This is a genomic window from Streptomyces sp. CA-243310 (genome assembly GCF_050936775.1).
Taxonomy (GTDB): Bacteria; Actinomycetota; Actinomycetes; order Streptomycetales; family Streptomycetaceae; genus Streptomyces.
The window spans coordinates 454224-474091 of sequence record NZ_JBNJMF010000003.1 but is presented as its reverse complement, the minus strand read 5'-3'; the positions used below and the strand labels follow the sequence as shown (position 1 = coordinate 474091).

The 19868-nt window shown below is 73.7% G+C and carries 16 protein-coding genes and 2 pseudogenes; 9 read left to right on the top strand and 9 right to left on the bottom strand.

The window, feature by feature from the left end:
• Positions 1-38: 38 nt before the first annotated feature.
• Positions 39-2678, bottom strand: coding sequence for a DUF6493 family protein (locus tag ACQEVM_RS35330; protein ID WP_433086255.1), 2640 nt, complete (start codon positions 2676-2678; stop codon positions 39-41).
• The gene (locus ACQEVM_RS35325; protein ID WP_433086253.1) at positions 2675-4087 is read right to left on the bottom strand and encodes an SWIM zinc finger family protein; all 1413 of its coding nucleotides are present in this window, start codon (positions 4085-4087) and stop codon (positions 2675-2677) included. Before ACQEVM_RS35325 ends, ACQEVM_RS35330 begins: the two co-directional genes overlap by 4 nt.
• Positions 4088-4256: 169 nt before the next feature.
• Here ACQEVM_RS35325 and ACQEVM_RS35320 point away from each other — a divergent pair, with 169 nt between their 5' ends.
• The 4 genes from ACQEVM_RS35320 to ACQEVM_RS35305 all read left to right on the top strand — a co-directional run bounded on the left by ACQEVM_RS35320 (position 4257) and on the right by ACQEVM_RS35305 (position 7556).
• On the top strand, positions 4257-4820 hold the full coding sequence (locus ACQEVM_RS35320) for a pyridoxamine 5'-phosphate oxidase family protein (protein ID WP_433086251.1): 564 nt from the start codon (positions 4257-4259) through the stop codon (positions 4818-4820).
• 202 nt (positions 4821-5022) lie between these two features.
• A complete protein-coding gene (locus ACQEVM_RS35315; protein ID WP_433086249.1) occupies positions 5023-5790 on the top strand; it encodes a class I SAM-dependent methyltransferase in 768 nt (255 codons plus the stop codon).
• Positions 5791-5979: 189 nt separating this feature from the next.
• Entirely contained in the window at positions 5980-6564 is a 585-nt protein-coding gene (locus ACQEVM_RS35310; protein WP_433086247.1) for a dihydrofolate reductase family protein, read from the top strand.
• Positions 6561-7556: a GNAT family N-acetyltransferase gene (locus tag ACQEVM_RS35305; RefSeq protein WP_433086245.1), complete on the top strand. Its 996-nt coding sequence runs from the start codon at positions 6561-6563 to the stop codon at positions 7554-7556. The genes ACQEVM_RS35310 and ACQEVM_RS35305 overlap by 4 nt, the downstream gene beginning before the upstream one ends.
• On the opposite strand, the gene ACQEVM_RS35300 is transcribed toward ACQEVM_RS35305, so the two are convergent.
• Entirely contained in the window at positions 7551-10352 is a 2802-nt protein-coding gene (locus tag ACQEVM_RS35300) for a helix-turn-helix transcriptional regulator (RefSeq protein ID WP_433086243.1), read from the bottom strand. The two genes, ACQEVM_RS35305 and ACQEVM_RS35300, sit on opposite strands and share 6 nt — an antisense overlap.
• 257 nt (positions 10353-10609) lie before the next feature.
• Here ACQEVM_RS35300 and ACQEVM_RS35295 point away from each other — a divergent pair, with 257 nt between their 5' ends.
• The gene (locus ACQEVM_RS35295) at positions 10610-11074 is read left to right on the top strand and encodes a hypothetical protein (protein ID WP_433086241.1); all 465 of its coding nucleotides are present in this window, start codon (positions 10610-10612) and stop codon (positions 11072-11074) included.
• A gap of 33 nt (positions 11075-11107) precedes the next feature.
• On the opposite strand, the gene ACQEVM_RS35290 is transcribed toward ACQEVM_RS35295, so the two are convergent.
• The 3 genes from ACQEVM_RS35290 to ACQEVM_RS35280 all read right to left on the bottom strand — a co-directional run bounded on the left by ACQEVM_RS35290 (position 11108) and on the right by ACQEVM_RS35280 (position 13242).
• A complete protein-coding gene (locus ACQEVM_RS35290) occupies positions 11108-11749 on the bottom strand; it encodes a sortase domain-containing protein (protein ID WP_433086239.1) in 642 nt (213 codons plus the stop codon).
• Between the two features lie 315 nt (positions 11750-12064).
• Entirely contained in the window at positions 12065-12388 is a 324-nt protein-coding gene (locus ACQEVM_RS35285) for a monooxygenase (RefSeq protein ID WP_433086237.1), read from the bottom strand.
• 284 nt (positions 12389-12672) lie between these two features.
• Positions 12673-13242: a TetR/AcrR family transcriptional regulator gene (locus tag ACQEVM_RS35280; RefSeq protein ID WP_433086235.1), complete on the bottom strand. Its 570-nt coding sequence runs from the start codon at positions 13240-13242 to the stop codon at positions 12673-12675.
• A gap of 103 nt (positions 13243-13345) precedes the next feature.
• On the opposite strand from ACQEVM_RS35280, the gene ACQEVM_RS35275 reads away from it, so the two are divergent.
• Positions 13346-14257 (top strand): alpha/beta hydrolase family protein, encoded by a 912-nt coding sequence (locus tag ACQEVM_RS35275; protein ID WP_433086233.1) that lies wholly within the window; start codon positions 13346-13348, stop codon positions 14255-14257.
• Between the two features lie 9 nt (positions 14258-14266).
• Here the strand turns inward: ACQEVM_RS35275 and ACQEVM_RS35270 are convergent.
• The 3 genes and pseudogenes from ACQEVM_RS35270 to ACQEVM_RS35260 form a co-directional block, all read right to left on the bottom strand.
• A pseudogene (locus ACQEVM_RS35270) lies at positions 14267-14681 on the bottom strand (phosphotransferase); the annotation flags it as partial.
• A 137-nt stretch (positions 14682-14818) separates the two neighbouring features.
• A pseudogene (locus ACQEVM_RS35265) lies at positions 14819-15780 on the bottom strand (alpha/beta fold hydrolase).
• A gap of 57 nt (positions 15781-15837) precedes the next feature.
• A complete protein-coding gene (locus ACQEVM_RS35260; protein WP_433086231.1) occupies positions 15838-17142 on the bottom strand; it encodes an alpha/beta hydrolase in 1305 nt (434 codons plus the stop codon).
• A 173-nt stretch (positions 17143-17315) separates the two neighbouring features.
• On the opposite strand from ACQEVM_RS35260, the gene ACQEVM_RS35255 reads away from it, so the two are divergent.
• The 3 genes from ACQEVM_RS35255 (at position 17316) to ACQEVM_RS35245 (ending at position 19768) form a co-directional block, all read left to right on the top strand.
• Entirely contained in the window at positions 17316-17933 is a 618-nt protein-coding gene (locus tag ACQEVM_RS35255; RefSeq protein ID WP_433086229.1) for a TetR/AcrR family transcriptional regulator, read from the top strand.
• A 164-nt stretch (positions 17934-18097) separates the two neighbouring features.
• Positions 18098-18469: a hypothetical protein gene (locus ACQEVM_RS35250; RefSeq protein WP_433086227.1), complete on the top strand. Its 372-nt coding sequence runs from the start codon at positions 18098-18100 to the stop codon at positions 18467-18469.
• Between the two features lie 255 nt (positions 18470-18724).
• Positions 18725-19768: a DUF4436 family protein gene (locus tag ACQEVM_RS35245; protein WP_433086225.1), complete on the top strand. Its 1044-nt coding sequence runs from the start codon at positions 18725-18727 to the stop codon at positions 19766-19768.
• Positions 19769-19868 lie beyond the last annotated feature (100 nt).

The following is a 19868-nucleotide window of genomic DNA, read 5'->3' as shown; positions in this document are numbered from 1 at the left end:
TGTGCGCGGGCCCTCGGGTGCAGACGCGGGCCGGACCCTCATCCGCGCCCGGTCGACACGGGCCGGTTGCGGCGCAGGGCGTCGCGCAGTCGGACGGACTGGGTGACCAGTCGGGACCGGCCGCCGCGGTCCGCCGCCTCCGCGAGGCCGGCGGGGTCCGGCGAGGCCGCTCCGGACTGCTCCACGCAGTCGGCGGCCGTCGCGAGGAGTTCACCGGCGCCGCGCGGATCGCCGGTACCGGTGAGCAGCCCGGGCAGGGCCGCCGCCAGTACGGCCCAGGTGGTGGCGTGGGCGCCGGTCGCGGCGGCGGTGCGCAGTGAGTCGGCGAGCCGGTTGGGCTTGACGGTGCCCAGTGTCAGGAGTTCGGCCAGGTCCTCGCCGAGGCGGGCGGCGTCCAGCTCGTCGCGGCCGGCGAGGGTGAGGAGCGCGTCGACGGCCCGCAGCCGGTCCTCGGGGTGGCGGGCGCCGAGCGCGGTGGCGACCGCGAGGTGCAGGGCCGGGCCGGCGGGTCCGCCGGCGGCGGTGATCGAGGGCAGTGCTTCGGTCCCGTCGCGCCCTTCGTGGACGGCGCAGGCGATGACGGCCGGAAGCCACCAGGCGGCCAGGGTCTCCCGGTCCTCGGGCAGGACCGCGATCAGCAGGGCGTCGTCGCCTCCGTCCCAGCAGCGCTCGGAGGTCTTGCGCGCCCCGGCCGACTCGTGGAACGGAGCAGGGAACTCGGCGAGCACGGTGGGGCGTTCGCCGGTGTCCAGGACGAGACGGGCGGGGGTCGCCCCGTACGCGTACCGCACGGCGGACGCGGTGCGGCGGGTGACGGGCGCGGGCTGTCCGGCGGCGCCCAGCCAGGATGCCAGTCGGTGTCCTTCGGGGGTGCCGAGGGCGGTGGCCCCGGTGATGGCCCCGACGATGGCCCCGGCGTCACGGCGGACCCTCAGCAGGGCCTGGGCGAAGTCCACCGGGGCGGGGTCCTCGCCGAGCCGGCGGTACTCGGCGAGCCGCGCGATCAGCACGTGCGGGTCCAGGGAGCCCGACTCGACGGTGGGTGTGGCGAGGAGGAACGGCAGCGGTCGGGTCGTGACGCGCCGCGCGGCCTCGTCCAGGCGGGCGCCGACGACGGCGCGGAGCCCTGTGTGGTGGCAGTCGGAGCGCCAGGACAGGAGTGCCACGGGCGGTGTGCCGCTCGGCAGCTCGTCCAGGACGGCGGCGGCGACGTGTTCCAGGCCGGGCAGTTCACTCGTGTAGTGGCGGGACTGTTCGGGATCGAGCCACCAGCGGCCCGCCAGTGCGGGGCGCAGCGCCTCGGCGAGGGCCGCACGGTCGCGGTGGGCGTGCCGCACCAGCCCGTCCAGGGCGCGCTCGAACTCCTCGACGGTCGCGGTGCGGGAGTTGACGACCGCCGCGACGAGCTCCGCGGTCTCCTGGACGGTCTCCGGGGCGGGGGCGAGCGGGGACGGGACGGGGGGCGGCGGCAGGGTCTCCCGGTAGGGGTCGGTGTCCTCGGCGGGCGCGGCGGCCGGTCCGAGGAGGTCCACCGCCCGGGCCCGGTGGGTGGGGCTCAGCAGGTGTGCCCGGTCGGCGAGTTCGGCGCGCAGGTCGGGATCGTCGGTGAGGTGCGCCGCGGCGAGGTTGAGGGCCCGTTCCTGGATGTCGGTGTCCGGGTGCCCGAAGGCCTCGCCGAGTGCGGGCAGCAGTTCCGGTGCGGCGGCCGGGTCGCGGCCGAGTTGCTGCCGGATCAGTACGAGCTGGGCGCGCACCAGCTTCTTCTCGGGGCGGAACAGGGCGGCGCTCGACATCTCGGCGAGCATGCGGGGGGTGAGCCGGTCGGCGGCCGCGAGCCGGGCCAGTGTCCGCTGGGCGTCGCCGGCGACGGAGGACGGTGCGTCGGCGGTCAGCGCGATCCAGTCGGCGGCGCGCCGCCCCTCCTCTTCCTCGGTCGGCCGCAAGGCCCGCAGGACGGCCTGGTAGGGCTTCAGTTCGGCGGGCTTGCCGCCGCGCAGCAACCGGGCGACGCAGCCGTTCAGGAGGACGGCGCGCTCCAGGCGTCCCTCGCCGGCGAGGCAGACCAACGCGGCGGGCCAGTGGTGGGGGTCGTCCGGGTCGCAGCGCCAGGCGAAGGAGCCGACCGGTTCGGCGGTCTCGAAGAGGCGCGGTGCGAACGCGGTGAGGTGGGGGTCCTCGCGCAGGGCCCGCGCGAGCCGGTTCCCGGACGCGCCGACGGCCTGCGCCCAGCCCTCGACGCAACCGTCGGTGGTGGGCATCGGGCAGCCGGCGAGTCGGACGAGTTCGCTGATCAGCGGGTAGTCCTGGGCGGCGGTGCCGGCCCGGGCGGCGAGCCGGTGGGCGAGGTCGCCGAGCCATCGCGGTTCCCGGCCGGCGAGGACGTCGAGGAGGATGGTGGTGGGGTGCTGTCGCCAACGGCGCAGGTCGCGGGCGCCGATCCAGCCGGCGGCGGCCGCGGCGCCGGTGTGGCAGCCGGCTCCGGCGACGACCAGCGCCGGGCTCATCAGGTCGCGTTCCTGCCAGCGGTCCCAGCCCGAGGCGCGCAGTTCGGCGCGCAGTTCCTTCAGGTCGGCGAGCAGGGCGCGTCGCTGCCCGGCGTCGAGCGGCTTGAGGAGTCCGGGCACGGCGGTGGTGCGGCCCGTCCGTACTGCTTCGAGGACGTCGTCGGTGGCGCTCATCGTGCGGCTCCGGAGGGGACGGAGGTGGAGGTCGGGGTGGTGGCGGAGGCGGCGCGCAGGGCCATGCGGGTGGCGAGGGCGTGCTTGCAGGGGCCGCGGCGGCCCCGGTAGTCGGCCCACCACTGGCAAGTGCAGCTGAGGGCGCCGCCCGACTCGCGTACCTGGTAGCGGCGTTCGCCGGAGGCCACGACGGCGATACCGGCGCGTTCCAGGGTGACCGCGCCCTCCTCCAGCAGGGCGCGGGCCGCGACCAGGCGGGGGTTGTGGCGCTCGGCGCGCCGGGCGTCGTAGGGCAGTTCCCGGTGGAAGTAGGCCGCTTCGGCGATGTCGTATCCGACCCGGCCGGCGGTACCGAGGCGGGTGAGGGCCGCCCGGACCCGTGCCACGGGAAGGCCCGACTGCTCGGCGAGGTCGGCCGGGTCGATGCGCGGTTCCCACGCGAGCAGTACGGAGATCAGCTCGGCGTCCTCGGCCGCGGCGTCGGTGGCGAGGGCCTCCAGGACACCGCCCTCGCCGGAGAACCCGCGGTCGGCCTGCGGGGAGAGGGTGAGGGTGAGCCGCATGCCGGGCAGGCCCACTTCCCACGCGGACGTGGTGGGGTTGGCGCCGTCCGCCGCGGGGCCGTACACGCGCAGGGCGGTGGCGTACCGCAGTACGCGCTGGAAGGCGGCGAGGCGTTCGGGACCGGGCAGGCACACTGCTCCGGGCACCGGGCGGGTGGTGGGGCGCAGCGTACGGCCGGCGGGAACCACCCACAGGGCGGCGCTCGCGGCTCCGCCGCCGGACGTGGTGCGCGGCAGGGAACGCAGGAAGCGAGCCGTCTCGGTGGCGGTCAGTTCGGCGCGGAGGTCGAAGCCGGTGGTGACGGCCTGGGCCTCGGCGAAGCCGCGCAGCCAACGGTCCGGCAGGGGGACCTTCTTCTCGACGACCGGGCCGTCGAGGGTGGTGACCGCCAGTTCGTCGGGCCCGACCCGCAGGTGCAGCGGATCGTCCCCGGCGAGGCGGGACAACGCCTCCCGCAGCGGGTTGTTGACGTCCACGTTGGTGGTGCCGTGGCCGGTGTCGGCGCCGCGCAGGCCCTCGGGCAGCACGTCAAGCCGGGCGTACACGCCACAGCACCCGGAGAAGGACTCGAACCGCAACCGGTCGCCGTTGCCCGTGACCACCGGGTCGAGGGACGCGCGCAGGGTGCGCTGGTAGTAGCGGGCCGAGGCCACGTCCGCCACGGCGAGCAACGCCCTCGCCGCCGCCTGGGGGGCGCTCAGGAACCCGGAGAAGAACTGCGGATGTGCGTCGGCCCCGGTCGGCGTCAGACCACCGGCCGTCTCCAGGTTGAGGGCCTGCCCCGCCGCGGCGGAGGTGAGGGAGGAGGGACGGGCGTAGGCGAAGGTGTGTGCGGTTCGCGTCATGTCCGAGACGCTAGGTGAGACCACTGACAGCGCCGCCCGACCGGAACCCGGGAGGCCTGTCCGCCGGCCGCTCGACCGCCATCGGGCGTACGGACGGGTACAGAGTGGTGTGGCGGTGATTTCCGCACGGGCGTCCGGTCGTTGTGCGGGGAAACGAAGGAGAGGTGCCATGCCCACTCAGGAACCCGCGGACCGACCCGCGCCCACGACCGAGCTCGACGGGCGCTACAGCTCAGCGCTCAATCCCCGCCCGGGCGCCGAGGACGTCACCGCAACCGAATGGGCGGATGCCCAGAGGCAGTTGGAGACCGCCGAGATCTTCTGGGTGTCCACGGTGCGACCCGACGGGCGACTCCACGTCACTCCCGTGATCGCCGCCTGGCACGACGGGGTGTTGTACTTCTCGACCGGCCCGGGCGAGCAGAAGGCGAGGAACCTCGCCCAGGACGGCCACTGCGCCCTGACCACCGGGGGGAACTCGCTCACCGAAGGGCTCGACCTCGTGGTCGAGGGCACGGCGAAGCAGGTGGCCGATCCGGCGGTGCTGGAGGAGGTGATCGCGGCGTACGAGGCGAAGTACGGGGCACACATCACCTCGCCCGAGGGCACCTTCCACGGCATCGGGGACGCCTTCCGGGCCGGCGACGCGGTGGTGTTCGCGGTGGCCCCGGGCACCGCGTACGGCTTCGGTCGGAACGACGGTCTGTACACCCACACCCGGTGGACCTTCTGAGCCCCGGCGCGCGCGGGGCCGCCGGGGGTACGCGTACCGGGCGCGGCACGTCCTGCCGAAGACGGCCCGCCCGCCACCGGCATCCGTCGTCGTGACCGTCCTCCGGGGCCCTGTCACCGGATCGACGGGTGGCGGGGCTCCGCCGCGGCCCCGGGCCGAATGGCCGGGCGCTCGTGGCGCGGCGCGTGTCAGGATGCTCGGCATGTCCGGTCGCGCACTGAGTTTCGGAGCAATGGCGTACGCGTACGAACGTTTCCGGCCGGGGTATCCCGACCGGCTCTTCGACATGGTCGCGTCGTACGCGGGTCGTCCGCTGCGTACCGCGCTGGAAATCGGCGCCGGGACGGGCAAGGCGACCCGGCTCTTCGCCCGACGGGGGGTCGCGGTCACCGCGACCGAGCCCGACGAGGCCATGCTCGCCGAGCTGCGCAAGCACGTGCCGGCGCACGTCGCAACGGTGCGGGCCGCGTTCGAGGACGTGCGGGAGGGCGAGAGGTACGGGCTGGTCTACGCGGCGGCGGCGCTGCACTGGACCGACCCGCAGGGCCGGTGGTCGCGCGTGGCCGGGCTGTTGGAGCCGGGCGGCGTGTTCGCCTCGTTCGGGGGGCCGTTCCGACTGGCCGACCCGGCGGTGGAGGAGGCCGTTCGCGCGGCGCGGGCGCCGTTCCTGGAGAGCGACGAGATCCCCTCACCGGACGGGACACCGCCGGAGCACACCATGCAGTGGCCGGGTACGGAACTCCAACGGTCCGAGTGGTTCACCGATGTCCGACAAGCGCTGATCGAACGGCACTTGACGATCGGCGCGCGCGACTACGTCGGTCACCTCTCGACGGTCTCCGCCTATCTCGTCCTGCCGGCCGCGGCGCGCAGGCAGGCGTTCGACCGGATCGCGCGGGTCCTTCCGGAACGGGTCGGGATCACCGCCGACCTCACCGTCCACCTCGCCCGTCGCCACGACGAGCGGTAGCGCGTCGGCGGGACACGGGGCGGCGGCGTTTCCCCGCCACCCCACCGGCGGCGACCCGTGCCCGCGGGTCGGTGGACGGTGGACGGTGGACGGTGGACGGTCACATTACGTCGGGGTGACCGATGCCGGTCGGGGGGCGGCCGACCTAACGTCAGTGACGTCACCCGATCGTCTCGAAAGCAGGTCCGCGTGCGTCGACTCACCTACTACGTCGGCACCAGTCTCGACGGCTTCATCGCCGGTCCGGACGGGCGGTTCGACTTCTTCCCCTTCGAGGGGGACCTGGCCGCCGCGCTGCTGGCCGAGTACCCCGAGACCATCCCGGTCCAGGGTCGTGGGCCGTTGGGCATCGCAGGAGCCCCCAACCGGCGCTTCGACACCGTCCTGATGGGCCGGGGCACCTATGAACCCGGGCTCGCTGTCGGCGTCACCAGCCCCTACCCGCACCTCACGCAGTACGTCTTCTCCCGCACCCTGTCCCGACTCGACCCCGCCGTGGAGATCGTGTCCGCGGATCCGGTGGCGTTCGTCCGCGAACTCAAGCGGCAGGACGGGGCGGGCATCTGGCTGTGCGGCGGAGCGGACCTGGCCGGGCAGCTGCTGGAGGAGATCGACGAACTGATCATCAAGCGCTACCCGGTCGTCATCGGATCCGGGATCCCGCTGTTCCGCGCTCCGTTCCTCCCGGCGAGCTTCACGCTCACCGACTCCCGCGTCTTCAACACCGGCGCGACCATCACCACCTACTCGACCTCCTCGACACCGCAGAAGTGAGCACACACATGTTGTTCCGTCCCACGACCGACAGCCACACCGATCTCGACCGCGTCACCGCCGTGACCGTCGACGAACCAGTCGGCTGGATCCCCGCCGACCGCTACCTCGAAGAACTGAAGGAGGGCATGTACCGGCCCGAGTGGACCTGGATCGCCGAGGACGGCGACCGGGTCGTGGCCCGCGCCCTGTGGTGGGGTCACGCGGACGGTCAGCACCCGATCGCCCTGGACTGCCTGTACGTCGATCCCTCGGTTCCCGACCGCGCGGCGGTCGGGGCCGGACTGATCACGGCGGGGCTGCGGGCCTTCGCCGAACAGGGCGCGACCAAGCCCCCGCTGTACAACCTGACGCTGCCGACCGGGTGGCGTCAGGACCCGGCCGTCGTCGCCGCCCTGGACTGGCGGCACGAGGCCGCGCGGGCGGCCGGGCTCACCGACCAGGTGGAGCGGCTGCGCCTGGAGTGGACCCCCGACGCGGGGCTCCCGGTCTCCAGCGGGCGTCTCACCTTCAGCGAGGGCTCGGACGAGGAGTTCCTCGACGTCTTCCGGCGGATCGCGGTGGGCAGCCTGGACGGCGAGACGCGTCGCAACCTCGCGTCCATGGGAGCCGAGGCCACCGCCCGCGAGGAGGTGGACTTCTACCTCGGGTGTCCGGGCGAGCGCTCGTGGTGGCGGCTGGCGCGCACTCCCGACGGGCAGGTCGCCGGGCTGGCGCTCCCCTCGGCGACGCCGTACCACCGCAACGTCGGCTACCTGGGCGTCGTCCCCGAACTGCGCGGGCACGGGTACGTCGACGACGTACTCGCCGAGATCACCCGGGTACAGGTGGAGGCGGGCGCCGAGCTGATCACGGCCACCACGGACACCGACAACGCGCCGATGGCCGCCGCGTTCGCCCGGGCCGGCTACCGGATCGCCCAGACCCGGATGATCTACTCGGTGCCGGAGGCCTCGGAGGAGGCGACAGCGGCGCCGGCCGCGGCCTCATGAGGCGTGTACCGGGGCGAGCAGCGCGGCCAGTTCGGTGCGGGAGGCGACGCCGAGTTTGGGAAACGCGCGGTAGAGGTGGTGCCCGACCGTGCGGGGGCTCAGGAACAGTCGCGCGGCGATCTCCCGGTTGCTCTCACCGGCCGCCGCCAGTCGGACGACCTCGCGTTCCTGCGGGCTCAGCAGGCTGATCGGGCCGTCCTCGCGGGCGGTCAGCCCGGTCTCCCCGCCCGCGGCTCCCAGCTCCGCGCGGGCGCGGCCGGCCCACGGGTGGGCCCCGAGCCGCTCGAAGGCCTCCAGCGCGGCGCGCAGTTGGTGCCGGGCGTCGATGTGGCGCCGCAGACGGCGCAGCCATTCCCCGTAGAGCAGCGCGGTGCGGGCGCGGTCGTAGTCGCTGCCGTTCTCGTGGAGGGCCAACGCCGCGGTGAAGTGTTCCTCGGCCGTACTGTCGGGGCCGGTCAGCGCCTGGCAGCGGCGGGCCAGGGCGGACAGGACCGGCTGCCCCAGGGCGGTGGCCCAGTCCCCGAGCAGCCGTGCCGGTTCCGCCGCGCGCTCCGGGCGCCCGGCACGTCCGGCCGCCTCCACGAGGTCCGCCAGCAGGGGCAGGCAGAGCGGCGGACCGGCCGCCCCGCGCGGCGCCCAATCGAGGGGTCGCGGCGCGCGCTCCGGGGGTTCCGGCGCCGAACCCGGGGGTTGCGACTCGGGCTCCGGGGATTCCGGGGCGCACTCCAGGGGTCGCAGCGCCGATTCCAGGGGTTCCAGCGCCGCCTGCGCCCGTCCCAGGCCGAGTTCGAGCACGCCCAGCGCCCACAGGGCGTCCGCCGTACCCCGCCCCACCCCGCGTGGTCGCGTGTACGCCAGGGCCTCGGCGGCCAGGGCGCGGCTCTGTTCCTCCTCCCCCCGTACGGCCGCCGTCATCGCGAGTGCGGCCCGCAGGTGGGCGGCCCGGTGGGCCAGGTCGTGGTACTCGGCGAGCCGGAGCCCCTCCGCCGCGTGCGCGGACGCCTCGTCGTGGCGACCGAGCGCCAGTTCCGTCCGCGCCAGCAGGTGGAGCGTGGTGGGCAGCCATCCGCCGATGCCCTGCTCCCGACAGTGGGCGACGGCTCCGGCGGCGACCTCCCGCGCGGTCGCGTGATCGCCGGTCAGCTGACAGTGGATCCCGGTCATCAGCCGCTCCATGACGCCCGTGTCCGGGTCCCGGCCGTCTTGGACGAGCGTGCGCAGCGCGTCGAGCGCGCCGGGTACGTCACCACCGAACAGTCGGGCGGGCACGGCCAGTACCGGCAGGTCCGGGGCGCGGGACGCGATCTCCTCGATCAGCGTGGCGTCACCCGCGGAGAAGGCGGCGTGCACCGCGTCAGTCAGCAACGAGGCGACGGTGTCCGGGCGGGCGGTCCCGGTCGGATCCGCGCAGGCGAGCAGGATCCGGGCGGCCGTCTCCGGTCTGCGGAAGCCGAGTTCGACGACCGCCCGGGCGCGCGCGAAGTCCGCCGCCACGCCGGGGTCCTCCAGGGGCAGCGGCACCTGGTCGGCGAGCGCGCCGCAGCGCTCGTCCTGTCCGGCGTCGGCGGCCCGCCAGGCCGCCCGGACCAGGCGGCGCGCACGGGATCCGGGATCCGCGGTGAGCTGGGCGGCCCGCTCGTAGGCCGCGGACGCGGATGCCATCGCCTGCCGGCTCCCGGCCCACTCGGCGACCCGTTCCAGTTCCTCGGCGACCCGCTCGTCGGGGCCCGTCGACGCGGCGGCCAGGTGCCAGGCACGCCGGTGCGCCTGGCCGGCGTCGCCCAGGGCCCGCGCCAACGCCCGGTGAGCGGCGATGCGCCGGGCGAGCGGGGCGCCCTGGTAGGCGGCGTACCGCACCAGCGGATGACGGAAGCGCACCACCGTCCCGGCCACGCGCACGAATCCGGCACGTTCGGCGGGTTCGAGGTCCTCGACCGTCGCGTCGAGCGCTCGCGCGGCCCTCAGCACCACGGCGAGGTCCCCGGAGTCGTCGGCGGCGGCCACCAGCAGGACCGCCTGGGCGGCTTCGGGAAGCCTGCGGATCTGCTCCAGGAAGCCGTCCTGGATCCGGCTCGGCAGTCCGGCGCCCTCCTCGGGAAGCGCCAAGGGGCCCAGCCGCCCGGCGCGCTGGGCCGGGGTGAGTGCGGCCGACAGCTCGATGAGGGCGAGCGGGTTGCCGCGGGCCTCCTCGATGACCCGGTCCGCGACGTACGGCGGCAGCCCCGGCAACAACTCGGCGGCGACCGCGCGTTCGAGGCCTTCGACGTGCAACCGCGGGAGTCCCTTCACGGCGGCGCCGGGCGCCCCGTCGCGGACCGCGAACAGCATCACGACTCCCTCCGCCCGCAGTCGGCGCGCGGCGAACGTCAACATGTCCACCGAGGGCTGGTCGAGCCATTGCGCGTCGTCGATCAGGCACAGCAGCGGGCGCCCGGCCGCGGCCTCCGACAGCATCGTGAGCACCGCCAGGCCCACGGTGAAGCGGTCGCGGACGTCGTCGGCGGTCAGCCCGAAGACGGCCCGCAGGGCTGCGGCCTGCGGTTGTGGCAGGCCGTCGACGAGGTCCAGTACGGGCAGGAACAGCTGGTGGAGACCGCCGAAGGCCAGTTCCATCTCCGACTCGATGCCCTCGACGCGCAGTACGCGCGCCCCGTCCGCCCGACCGGCGGCGTGGTCGAGCAGCGCGGTCTTGCCGATCCCGGCCTCGCCGTGCACCAGCAGGGCGCCGCTCTTGCCCTGACGCGCGTCGCCGAGCAACTGCTCGATCCGGTCCCGTTCAGCGTTCCGCCCCCGCACGTGGTGCCCCTGTTCCGTGTTGCCTGTGCCCGTGCTGCCTGTGCCCGTGCTGCCTGTTCCCGTGCTGCCTGTTCCCGTGGTTCTCCGCCCGGGGGTTTGGGAGCCATTGTCGCTGGTCAGGCATTCCGCCCGGCGGTCCGGGTCGGATTGCGGCGGTGCGCGTGCTTCCCTTGCCGGAGGCGGCGGACGCACGAGCGGGGCGTCGCGCACGGGCGCCGGCCCCGGGAGCCGGCGGAAGGCAAGGAAGGGTACGAAAGGTGACCGAGGTCAACGAACCGGATCTCCAAGGACCGGATCTCCAAGGATGGGTGGAGGAAGGCCGCCGCAACGTGGAGGACGTGGCGGACATGCTCGGCGTACCGCCCGAGGTCTACGCGCGGGACCCCCTGAGTCTCATCCCCGCCCTCCAGGAGTACGTCTCACGTGCTCCGCTCGGCGCATTCGAACCGTCGGACTGGATCACCCTGCACAGTGATCTGATGTCCTACGTGGCCGACTACCTGACGCGCAGGCATGGGGCACGGTGGACCGTCGCGCAGGACGCCCGGGTCCCCCGCGGCCACCGCTTCGTCATCGAGGCGACGGGGCGTGACGGCCGGATCCGCGGCATCGATCCGATCGATGTGGTCAGGAGGGAGTTCTCCGACCTGCCGATCGACATCGCCCGCATGCTCGCGACGGCGGAGCTGTCGTTGGGCTTGGCAGCGTCGGGCGACGCGTGAGGCGTGAGGCGTGAGGCGTGCTTGGGGACTCTCTCAGGGCGTGGTGCCCGTGAGTACACCGATCTTGTCGATGCGGTGTTCCGGGTTGTCCTGCGCGTCCCGCCAGTGATTGCCCGCCGCCTCGTCCTCGGGCGTCAGGCAGGTGGTCACGGTGATCATCGCTCGGCTCGGCACGGCGCCCGGGGAGCCGGGGACCGCGGCCCGTTGGGCGTCCATGGAGGCAGGCGACCGGAACGAGGTCGTCCGCGTCGCGGTGATCGTGTACTCGTACGTGACGCCGCCGGAGGTGACGTGGACCGCCGCGCCGTTCGGCACTGACGGCAACGCCCGCAGGGGCCCGCCCGCGACGATGCGGTGACCCGTGACGATGTAGTTCCCCACGTCGCCGGGGCCGACCCCACCGCCGGGACCGTGGGGGCTCGCCGCCGCGCCCTGGTCCTGGATCCGGGTGCCCGGCGCGTCATCGGGGGTCCCCTGGTACGGGACGACCGTGAGCCCGGACACGCCGATGGCGGGGATGGACAGGGTGGCCGCCTGGACGCCGGTGACGGCGTGGCCGGGTGGTGCCGCCGGTCCGGAGAGGGCGGCCGGCGCGGCCGGCGCGCTCATCAGCACCGCGAGGGCGGCGCTGGCGAGCACCGCCGGCGCGGCGCGGAAGGCTGGGTACAGGGGCATGGCTACATCCGTGGTTCAGCGGGCCGCACGGGGCAGAACCGGCCCGGGTGGCCCTTCCAGCGTTGCACACGGAGGTCCGCGCGGCAGCCCGTGGACGCCGCGCCGCCGCCGCCGAAACTCACGGCCCCTCGGCGGACCGACCCTCGTCCGCCTCCGTCGGGGCACCCCCGCGCACACTCGCGGTCGGGCCGGCTGCCCGGTCTCAAGTACCGCCGTCGGAAAGCCGGTTGTCGGCGGTCCGTGCCGTCGAGGTCCGTGCCGCGTCGGCGACGCACGCCTCGTCGCCGTGTGTGGCTCGGGGTGCCGCGTCGGCGATCAGGCGGCGGTGGGAGGGAGCGGAGCCCTGTTGATCGCCGAGAGCGGACCGTTCACGGCGAAGATCCGGCCACGGATGTCGGCGATGCCCCAGGACCGGAGCCGTTCGGTGTGTTTGGTCAGGTACTTCTGCGCAGCCACCTCGGAATCGAAGAGGTAGACGCCGCCCGCTTCGCGGTCCTCGCTGTTCTCGGTCCAGATCTTCCAGATCATCCCCGGTTCGTGGTTGATGCTCTCCGCCAGTTGCCTGTACTCGGTCGCCATCTGCTCCCCGAAGGGGCCGTCGCTCGGGAAGTCGACCTGAAGGAGGTACGTCGTCGTCATGTCTGTTCCTTCGTGCTGCGTCGTGCGCGTGTTCGTCGGGAGTGGAGGGCCGACGTCATGCGGGCAACCCCGGGGTCGCGGGCGAAATTCCCACGTCATCCCGGCCCAACCCCCCGATGCAACGGGCCGATGAGGGCGGCACGTTCGCGGAGATGATCGAGATCCTGACCCGCCGAGGCCCATGCCTGTCGTCGACGTCGACGGACCGGACCGGACCGGACCTCCGACCGTGACGAGTACACCGCCGGAGGGCAGGGCCGGGCCGGGCCGGCCGCGCGTCCGTCCTATGCCGTGCGACGGCATCCGGCGAGGAGGGTCGCGACCATGTGCCTGGCGTCGGCCTGGTCGTAGTCGGGCCCGGTGATGGAGAGGTTTCCGATGGCGCGCATGAGCTTGTAGGCGGTGATGCCGGGATCGAGGTCGTCGGCGGCGGCGCAGGCGTCGAGCAGCGTCGCGCAGGCCGGGACCAGGGTGTCGAGCATGAGGGCGTGGAGGTTCTCCAGCCCTGGATCACCGGACCCCAGGGCGGCACCGAGGCCGTGCTTGGTCACCAGGAACTCCACGAACGCGTCCGCCCAGCGGGTGAGGGCGGTGAACGGGGAGGCCGATTCCTTCAGGAGCTGCGGCGCGAGTGCGGCGCAGGTGTCGATCTGGTGCCGGTAGACGGCGGTGACGAGGTCCGCCCGGGTCGGAAAGTTCCGGTAGATCGTGCCGACGCCGACACCGGCACGTTCGGCGATGTCGCGGATGGGGGCCTGGACGCCCTGGTGCACGAAGACCGCCGCCGCGGCCGCCAGTACGGCGCCGCGGGTGCGTTGTGCCTGTGCCTGGCGCACTCCGACCGGTTCGGACACGAGACCACCCCTTTACTCGCGGAACAATGTTCCGCTAGTTTGACGGAACGCCGCTCCGCCAAAGTATGGCAGGGCACCCCCATGGAGAAAGCACAGGTCCCCCATGTCTTCCAGTCACCTCGACCGGCGGATCGTCGCGGTCAAGCCGATCACCGTTCCCACGCCCGGCCGCAGCGTCGACCTCCAGGTGAAGGTCACCGCCCCCGCGTCGGGCCGGAACCTTCCCGTCATCGTGTTCTCCCACGGCAACGCATGGTCCATGGACGGATACGAACCCCTCGTCGACCGGTGGGCAGCCGCCGGATTCATCGTCGTGCAACCCACCCACCTGGACTCCCGCCGCAACGGCATCACGTGGGACGACCCGCGCTTCGCCACCATCTGGCGCGTCCGGATCGCCGACCTCCACGCGATTCTCGACGGCCTCGGCGACATCCTCCTCCAGGCGGGCGATCTGGAGACCCGCGCCGACCGGGACCGCATCGCGGTCGTCGGCCACTCGTGGGGCGCCCAGACCGCCGGCGCGCTCCTCGGTACGCGCGTGCTCGACGCCGACGGGAATCCCGGAGAGGACTTCTCTCACTCCGCGGTCTCGGCCGGTGCGCTGATCGCCGCGACCGGAACGGGCGACACCCTCACCCCGTTCGCCGTCGAACACCTTCCGTTCATGAGGCCGGACCACTCCACCATGACCGCTCCGGTCCTGGTCGTCGCGGGTGGCAGGGACCAGTCTCAGCTCTCCACCCGGGGGCCTGAGTGGTTCACCGACGCCTATCACCTCAGCCCGGCCCCGAAGAGCCTGCTCACCATCGACGAGGGAGAGCACACCCTGGGCGGCCTGGCCGGCGAGAGGGTCGCCGAGACCACCGACGAGGACCCCGCCCGCGTCGCCCTCGTCGCCGACGCGATCTCCGCCTACCTCCACGACGCCTTCAAGCTCGACGACACCGCGTGGACCGCCCTCCACAACGCCGCCGCAGCCGGCGACGGCACGTGGGGCATCACCGGCAAGTGAACCCCTGCCAGGCCCCGCTCCACCATGGGCGGTGTGGGCGTTCAGGCCGGTGGCGGGTGCCCGGCCGCGGCCCCGTGGCCAGGTGGCGTCGTCGACGTCGAGCGCCGTACGGAACACGGCTCGGCTCCGTGCCGACATCAGGGTGAAGGCGATCACGAGGTCGCGGGCGGGACCGCCGATGCCGCGTTCGCCGGGTTCGCCGAGGTCGGCGACCGTGGCGAGGCGGCCGTCGAGCGTCAGCGGGTTCCCGGTGTGTGAGTCGCCGTGGAACCACACCCGAGGACGGTTCCACGGCGGACTGCGTCGAGCGCCGCGTTCCGCAGGTCGGTCATGGCCGCGGTGTCGAACGCGCCGAACGGGCCCCGACCGCGGTGATCGCGGCGCGCGTCGGGCGGTCCCGGTCGCTCAGCGGCGAACCCGCCAGTCCCACAAGGGCGTTCGGGCAACCGGGGCTGCTCCGATGAACGGCCCGTTCCGTGCGCGGCGACCGCGATCAGGACACCGCGCCGCGGACGTCCCTGTCCATCCGTCGATCGGCGTCGCCCGCCGAACGTCTCCCTGTCAGCCGTCGGTGTCGAGTACCTCCCGAAGGGTCCGGGCGAACTCCTCCGGGGCGCCGTGCTGACCGTACTCGCCGCCCAGGAATCCGCCGTGGTCGCCGGGGAACAGCGCGAGGAGGGTTCCCAGGCCGGCGGCGGTCGCCGCCGCGGCGCGGGCGGGGAACTGTTGCCCCGACTCCTTGCCCGCCGCCACCACGATGCGCGTGGGAGCGGCGCGCAGCGCGGTGAAGTCGGGGCGATGGGCGGTGCAACCGCGCATGTTCTGACCCAGCAGGGGGTCCTCGCGCAGGCCGTCGTCCTCGGTCGGCAACCCGAAGTCGGCCGGGGAGGGCGCCGGCCGGTCGGTCCAGTCGTCGGGGAAGGGGCCCTGGTGGGAGACCAGTACGAAGAACTTCGCCATCGCGGGGCCCGATCCCTCGCGCAGGTAGGTCCCGTGGATGTCCACGCATGCGGCGAGCGCCGCCTCGTGGTCCGGGAGCACCCGGGCCATCGGGGGCTCGTGCGCGACGAGGGTGCGTACGAGGTCGCCGTGCCGTTCGACCAGGGTCAGCGCGTTGACCGCTCCGCCACTGCTCGCGAACACGTCCACCGCCCCGACGCCGAGGGCCTCGATCACCCTGCGCAGGTCGTCGGCGTGCTCCTCGGGCCGCGTTTGCGCGACCCCGTCCGTGCGCGCGCTGCGGCCCACGCCCCGGGGGTCGTAGGTGACCACGGTCCGGTCGGTGAAGTGCGAGGCCAGGGTCCGGAATCCGTCGGCGCCCATCGGGGACCCACCAGCAGCAGCGCGCGCGGCTCCCCGCCCGCGCCCGTGTTCCCGCTCCCGTTCCCGCTGTCGTTCGCGGTGTCGTTCGCGGTGTCGTTCGCGGTGTCGTTCGCGGTGTCGTTCGCGGTGGTGGGCCGTCGGATGTCGAAGCCGAGGGTGGCGCCGGTCGCGTCGAGGGTCCTGGTCTCAAGGTCGGTCATGTCCGTCTCCTGCCGTGCGGGGTCGTCGAGGAAGAAGACCGCCGGCGCCGCGCAAACTCATCGGTGTCCCGCGAAGTCGCGGAGAAAGTCGGGGATGTCGTCACGTTTCGGGTGGTTCGGCAGGGGCGCCGGTTCGTCCTGGAGGAAGGCGTCGATGACGGCGGCGGCCCGTTGGTCGTTGTCGTCGAGACCGTTCCACATGTGGTGGCCGACGCCGGGCATGTACTGGGTGCGCCGGATGCCGGGGGTGTCGGCGAGGATCGCGGTCGCCCATTCGCGGAGCTGCGAGGAGCATGCGGCGATCATCAGCATCGCGGGCGTCCGGGAGCCCCTCAGCTGCGGGGCGATGGAGGGCGAATCCTTGATCGTCTGCTGGACGCGGAGGCTCGCGGCGGGGCTGAAGGAGAAGGTGCGCGCGGTGTCCTCCTCGGGGATGCGGTGGGCGTCGCGGGCGCAGTAGGCGGAGGCGGTGTCGCTGCCGAGGTCGGCGGCGGTGAACGCGTTGACGCCCTCGGCCTGACCCACCAGGGCGCTGTCGGGGTCGAGGAGTCCGAACCGCATCAGTGCGAAAGCGGTTGCGTAGCGCGGAACGCGCGTCGAGCGTGGTCCGGCCACGGTTGGTGCGGTGTCGCGCGCGGACGGCCGGCCCCGGTGCCCGGCGAGTCGGGCGGTGGGGCCGTCCATCGGGCCGGGCTCGGCGATGACGGCCCGGTGGACGCGCGGGGCGACGTTCGGGTCGGCCAGGGCGCGGGTGAGTACGACCGCGCCCGAGGAGAATCCCAGGACGTCGACGCCACCCTTGCCCAGCCGGCCGATGAAGGCGTCGAAGTCGCGGACCGACCTGGAGATCGTGTACTGGTCCATGGGGAGCAGGTCGCTGCGTCCGCCGCCTGCCTGCTCGTAGGCGTACACGTCGTAGCCCTGGCGGGCCAGTAGTCGCAGGAACCGGTGGTCGAGCGTGGAGATGCCGCGTACGGGTCCGCCGTGGAGGTACACGAGCGGCACGGGGTGCGGGGCGGCGGAGTTCGCGGGCGGGTGGTGGTAGACCGCGACCCGGCTGCCCGTGCTCAGCGTCCAGTGCTGCGCGGTCACGAACGGAAGGGCCGCCGGTACGCGTCGCGCCGTCGGCACGGTCGGGACGCAGACGGAAGCCGTCAGCACGGCGGCGACGACCACGGGCAGGAACGGTACGCACCGTGCCCGCCAGGTGCCGCGACGGCGACCGCGCCACAGGGCGGCGGCGACCGCGACGGTCAGGGTGGCCGACCAGGCGACGAGCCCCGATCCCGCCCCGTCCGTGAGGACGATCAGCGCCAGGAAGACGACCACCAGTGCCACGACGGCGGTCGCTGCCGCGAGCACGCGACGGGTGACGCGGACGGCCGTGCGTAACGCGGCGGGGCGTGGGGCGGGCCGAGGTACGGGGTGCGGGGCGGGCGATGGCACGGGTGTCCCCCAGGAGGTTCGCAAGGGCTTCGAAACAGTTTCAGAACGCTGTTTCAAAACGATGTTATCAGCGCCGGTAGGCTGACCCCGTGGGTAGGCCGAGAACGAATGACGCCGCGGTCAAAGAGCGGCTTGTGGCGTGCGCGACCGAGATGTTCGCCACCCGTCCGCGCGAGTCGGTGACGGTGCGCGCCCTGGCCGCCGCCGCCGGGACGTCGACGGCAGCGGTGTACACGCTGTTCGACGGCAAGGACGCGCTGGTCGGCGAGGTGCGCGACCGGGCGGTCGCCGGCCTGTTCCGGGACCTGTCGGCGGTACCGACCTCCGACGACGTCCTCGCCGACCTCTACGCCCTGGCCGCCGCGTACCGGCGCTGGGGCGCCGAACACCGTCACCTCTACACGGTCTTGTTCGGCGGCGCGCAGTCCTTCGACCCGTCGGGGGCGATCGGCACCCGAGACCCCGTACGGCCGCTGGTCGCCGCGATCGACCGCGCGGTGGCGGACTCCGTCCTCGACGGCGAGGCGCCCCTGATCGCCGTCTCGCTGTGGGTGACCCTGCACGGCCTCGTCACGCTCGAACTCGCCGGAGCCCTCGATGCCGCCACGGCCGAGAGCGCCTTCGCGTCGACGGTGCGGGCGGCGCTGCGCGGGTGGGCGACCCCCGAGGTGTTCGGCCGGCTCCGGCGTGGCGACACCGCGCGGTGAGGCCGGTCGACGGCACGGCGGCCCGGGGCCGATGCCCGGGTACGGGTCCGGGCCGGGTTCCGGGTTCCGGGTTCCGGGTTCCGGGTTCCGGGTTCCGGGTTCCGGGTTCCGGGTTCCGGGTTCCGGGTTCCACTGACGACGATGCGAGAAGCGAGGAAGAGTCGATGACGCTCACGGAGGGCCGGCGCGTGAAGCTGACCGCGGACACCAGGCTGACGGATTCCATCGAGGTGTCGGGGCTCGTCGTCGGGTTCCTGTCCCTGGCGGCGGACACCGAGGGGACCGTCGAACGGGTGGTCGAGCACCGGGAGGAGAGCGAGGGCGTCCGCGAGTACGAGCGGCTCAGGTCACTGCTCGACTCCTTCGGCGGCCAGATGCCCCCGGAGAGCAGGAAGCAGCTCGAGGAGAAGGTCGGTTCCCTGGAGCCCGAGTGGGTCGCCTTCCAGGAACGGGGCCCCCGGGTGACGGTGCGCGTCCGCTTCGACAACGGATTCATCCTCGACGAAGCGGACGCTGCCGTCTTCACCCCTGCCTGAGCCCCGGCGAGACCCTCGCCGATCCGGCCCCGAACACCCGTGAACGACCCTGTGAACGACCGACGACGAGGAGCGCCGGGCGCCCGCACGGCGCCTCGGCGCCCACTGGGGCCGGGAGGGGTTCGTCGAGGCCGAGGACGCGTGCGCGATGAGGCTGTGCGTCGCCGGGTACGGGGCGGTCACCTCCCGGCAGCCGGACGCCTGACCGGCCCCCTCCGCCTGGCGCCCGTGCCGGGCCGCCCGCAGCATCGGACCATGGCCGACAGTGGCAAGTGGGCGGGGCCGGCGGGACGGGAGACCGCGGCCCGGCACCTGCGCCGGGGCGTGGACGTCGTCCAGGACGTGAGCCGGCGCAGTGCCGAACTGCCCTGGCGGACCCTCGTGGCCGCGCTCGTCGTCCTCGCGGTGGTCTGCGGGATCGGGATCAGCCTGTACTTCGACGAGCGCAACACCCGACAGCAGACGGTCGTCATCGGCCCCGAGCAGGCCCCGGACCGCTTCGACGTCGACGCCGACATCCAGTTCACCGATCCCACGCTGCACCAGATCACCCTGCGGCTCACCGTCACCCCCGTCGGCCGCTACGAGGGCCCCGACGGCTACCCGACCCGGCCCCTCACCCTCCACACGAACACCACCGGGCAACAGGCCCTCACCTTCGCCCCGGACAGCGGGCTGTGGATGCGCGACATCGACCTCCCCCTGGAGGGCGGCACCTCGTCGGACTATCCCTTCGACCGCTACGCCGCCGAGTTCGCCTTCGCCGCGACGATCGGCGACTCGGCCGAGCGGGTACCGCTCGTGCTGTGGTTGCACGACAGCGACCCGTACTTCACCTACAAGCCGGGCGCGGGCTCGTACCGGGGCCAGTCGGTCCACCTGCTCAGCGAGGTGAAGCGCTCGCGCAGCACGTTCATCCTCGCCTGGTTCATGATCGCCGCCATGTGGGCCGTCGCCCTCGCGATCGTCACCGCCTGCTGGCTCGTCGTCGGCCAGCGTCGCGGCCTGCTCTGGCCCGCACTCGGCTGGATGGCCGCCAGCCTCTTCGCCCTCGTCGGCCTGCGCAACGCCGCCCCCGGGTCACCCCCCAACGGCTGCCTGCTCGACTACCTCGCCTTCTACTGGGCCGAGGCCCTCATCGTCCTCAGCCTCACCGTGCTCGTGTTCCAGGGCATCCGCATCGAGCACCACCACGGGGGCCCCGTCGCCGAGGGCCGCCGCGGCGGCAGGAGGGGGCGCACCCGGTCGCCGCGCACGCGCGCCGTCCCGGCCGGCCACCGCCGCCGCCACCGCTCCTGAGCCGTCGTGCGGTCGGAGCGTCCGGTCCGGGCACCGTCCCGTCGGGCGGCCGGGGCGTCGGGAGGCCGGGCGGCCGGGCGTCGGCGCGGGTCGGCTGTCG

Coding starts and splice junctions, on each gene's coding strand:
- ACQEVM_RS35250 (WP_433086227.1), top strand. CDS start 18,098: ATGACGCTCACGGAGGGCCGGCGCGTGAAGCTGACCGCGGACACCAGG.
- ACQEVM_RS35285 (WP_433086237.1), bottom strand. CDS start 12,388: ATGACGACGACGTACCTCCTTCAGGTCGACTTCCCGAGCGACGGCCCC.
- ACQEVM_RS35325 (WP_433086253.1), bottom strand. CDS start 4,087: ATGACGCGAACCGCACACACCTTCGCCTACGCCCGTCCCTCCTCCCTC.
- ACQEVM_RS35275 (WP_433086233.1), top strand. CDS start 13,346: ATGTCTTCCAGTCACCTCGACCGGCGGATCGTCGCGGTCAAGCCGATC.
- ACQEVM_RS35290 (WP_433086239.1), bottom strand. CDS start 11,749: ATGCCCCTGTACCCAGCCTTCCGCGCCGCGCCGGCGGTGCTCGCCAGC.
- ACQEVM_RS35320 (WP_433086251.1), top strand. CDS start 4,257: ATGCCCACTCAGGAACCCGCGGACCGACCCGCGCCCACGACCGAGCTC.
- ACQEVM_RS35315 (WP_433086249.1), top strand. CDS start 5,023: ATGTCCGGTCGCGCACTGAGTTTCGGAGCAATGGCGTACGCGTACGAA.
- ACQEVM_RS35330 (WP_433086255.1), bottom strand. CDS start 2,678: ATGAGCGCCACCGACGACGTCCTCGAAGCAGTACGGACGGGCCGCACC.
- ACQEVM_RS35245 (WP_433086225.1), top strand. CDS start 18,725: ATGGCCGACAGTGGCAAGTGGGCGGGGCCGGCGGGACGGGAGACCGCG.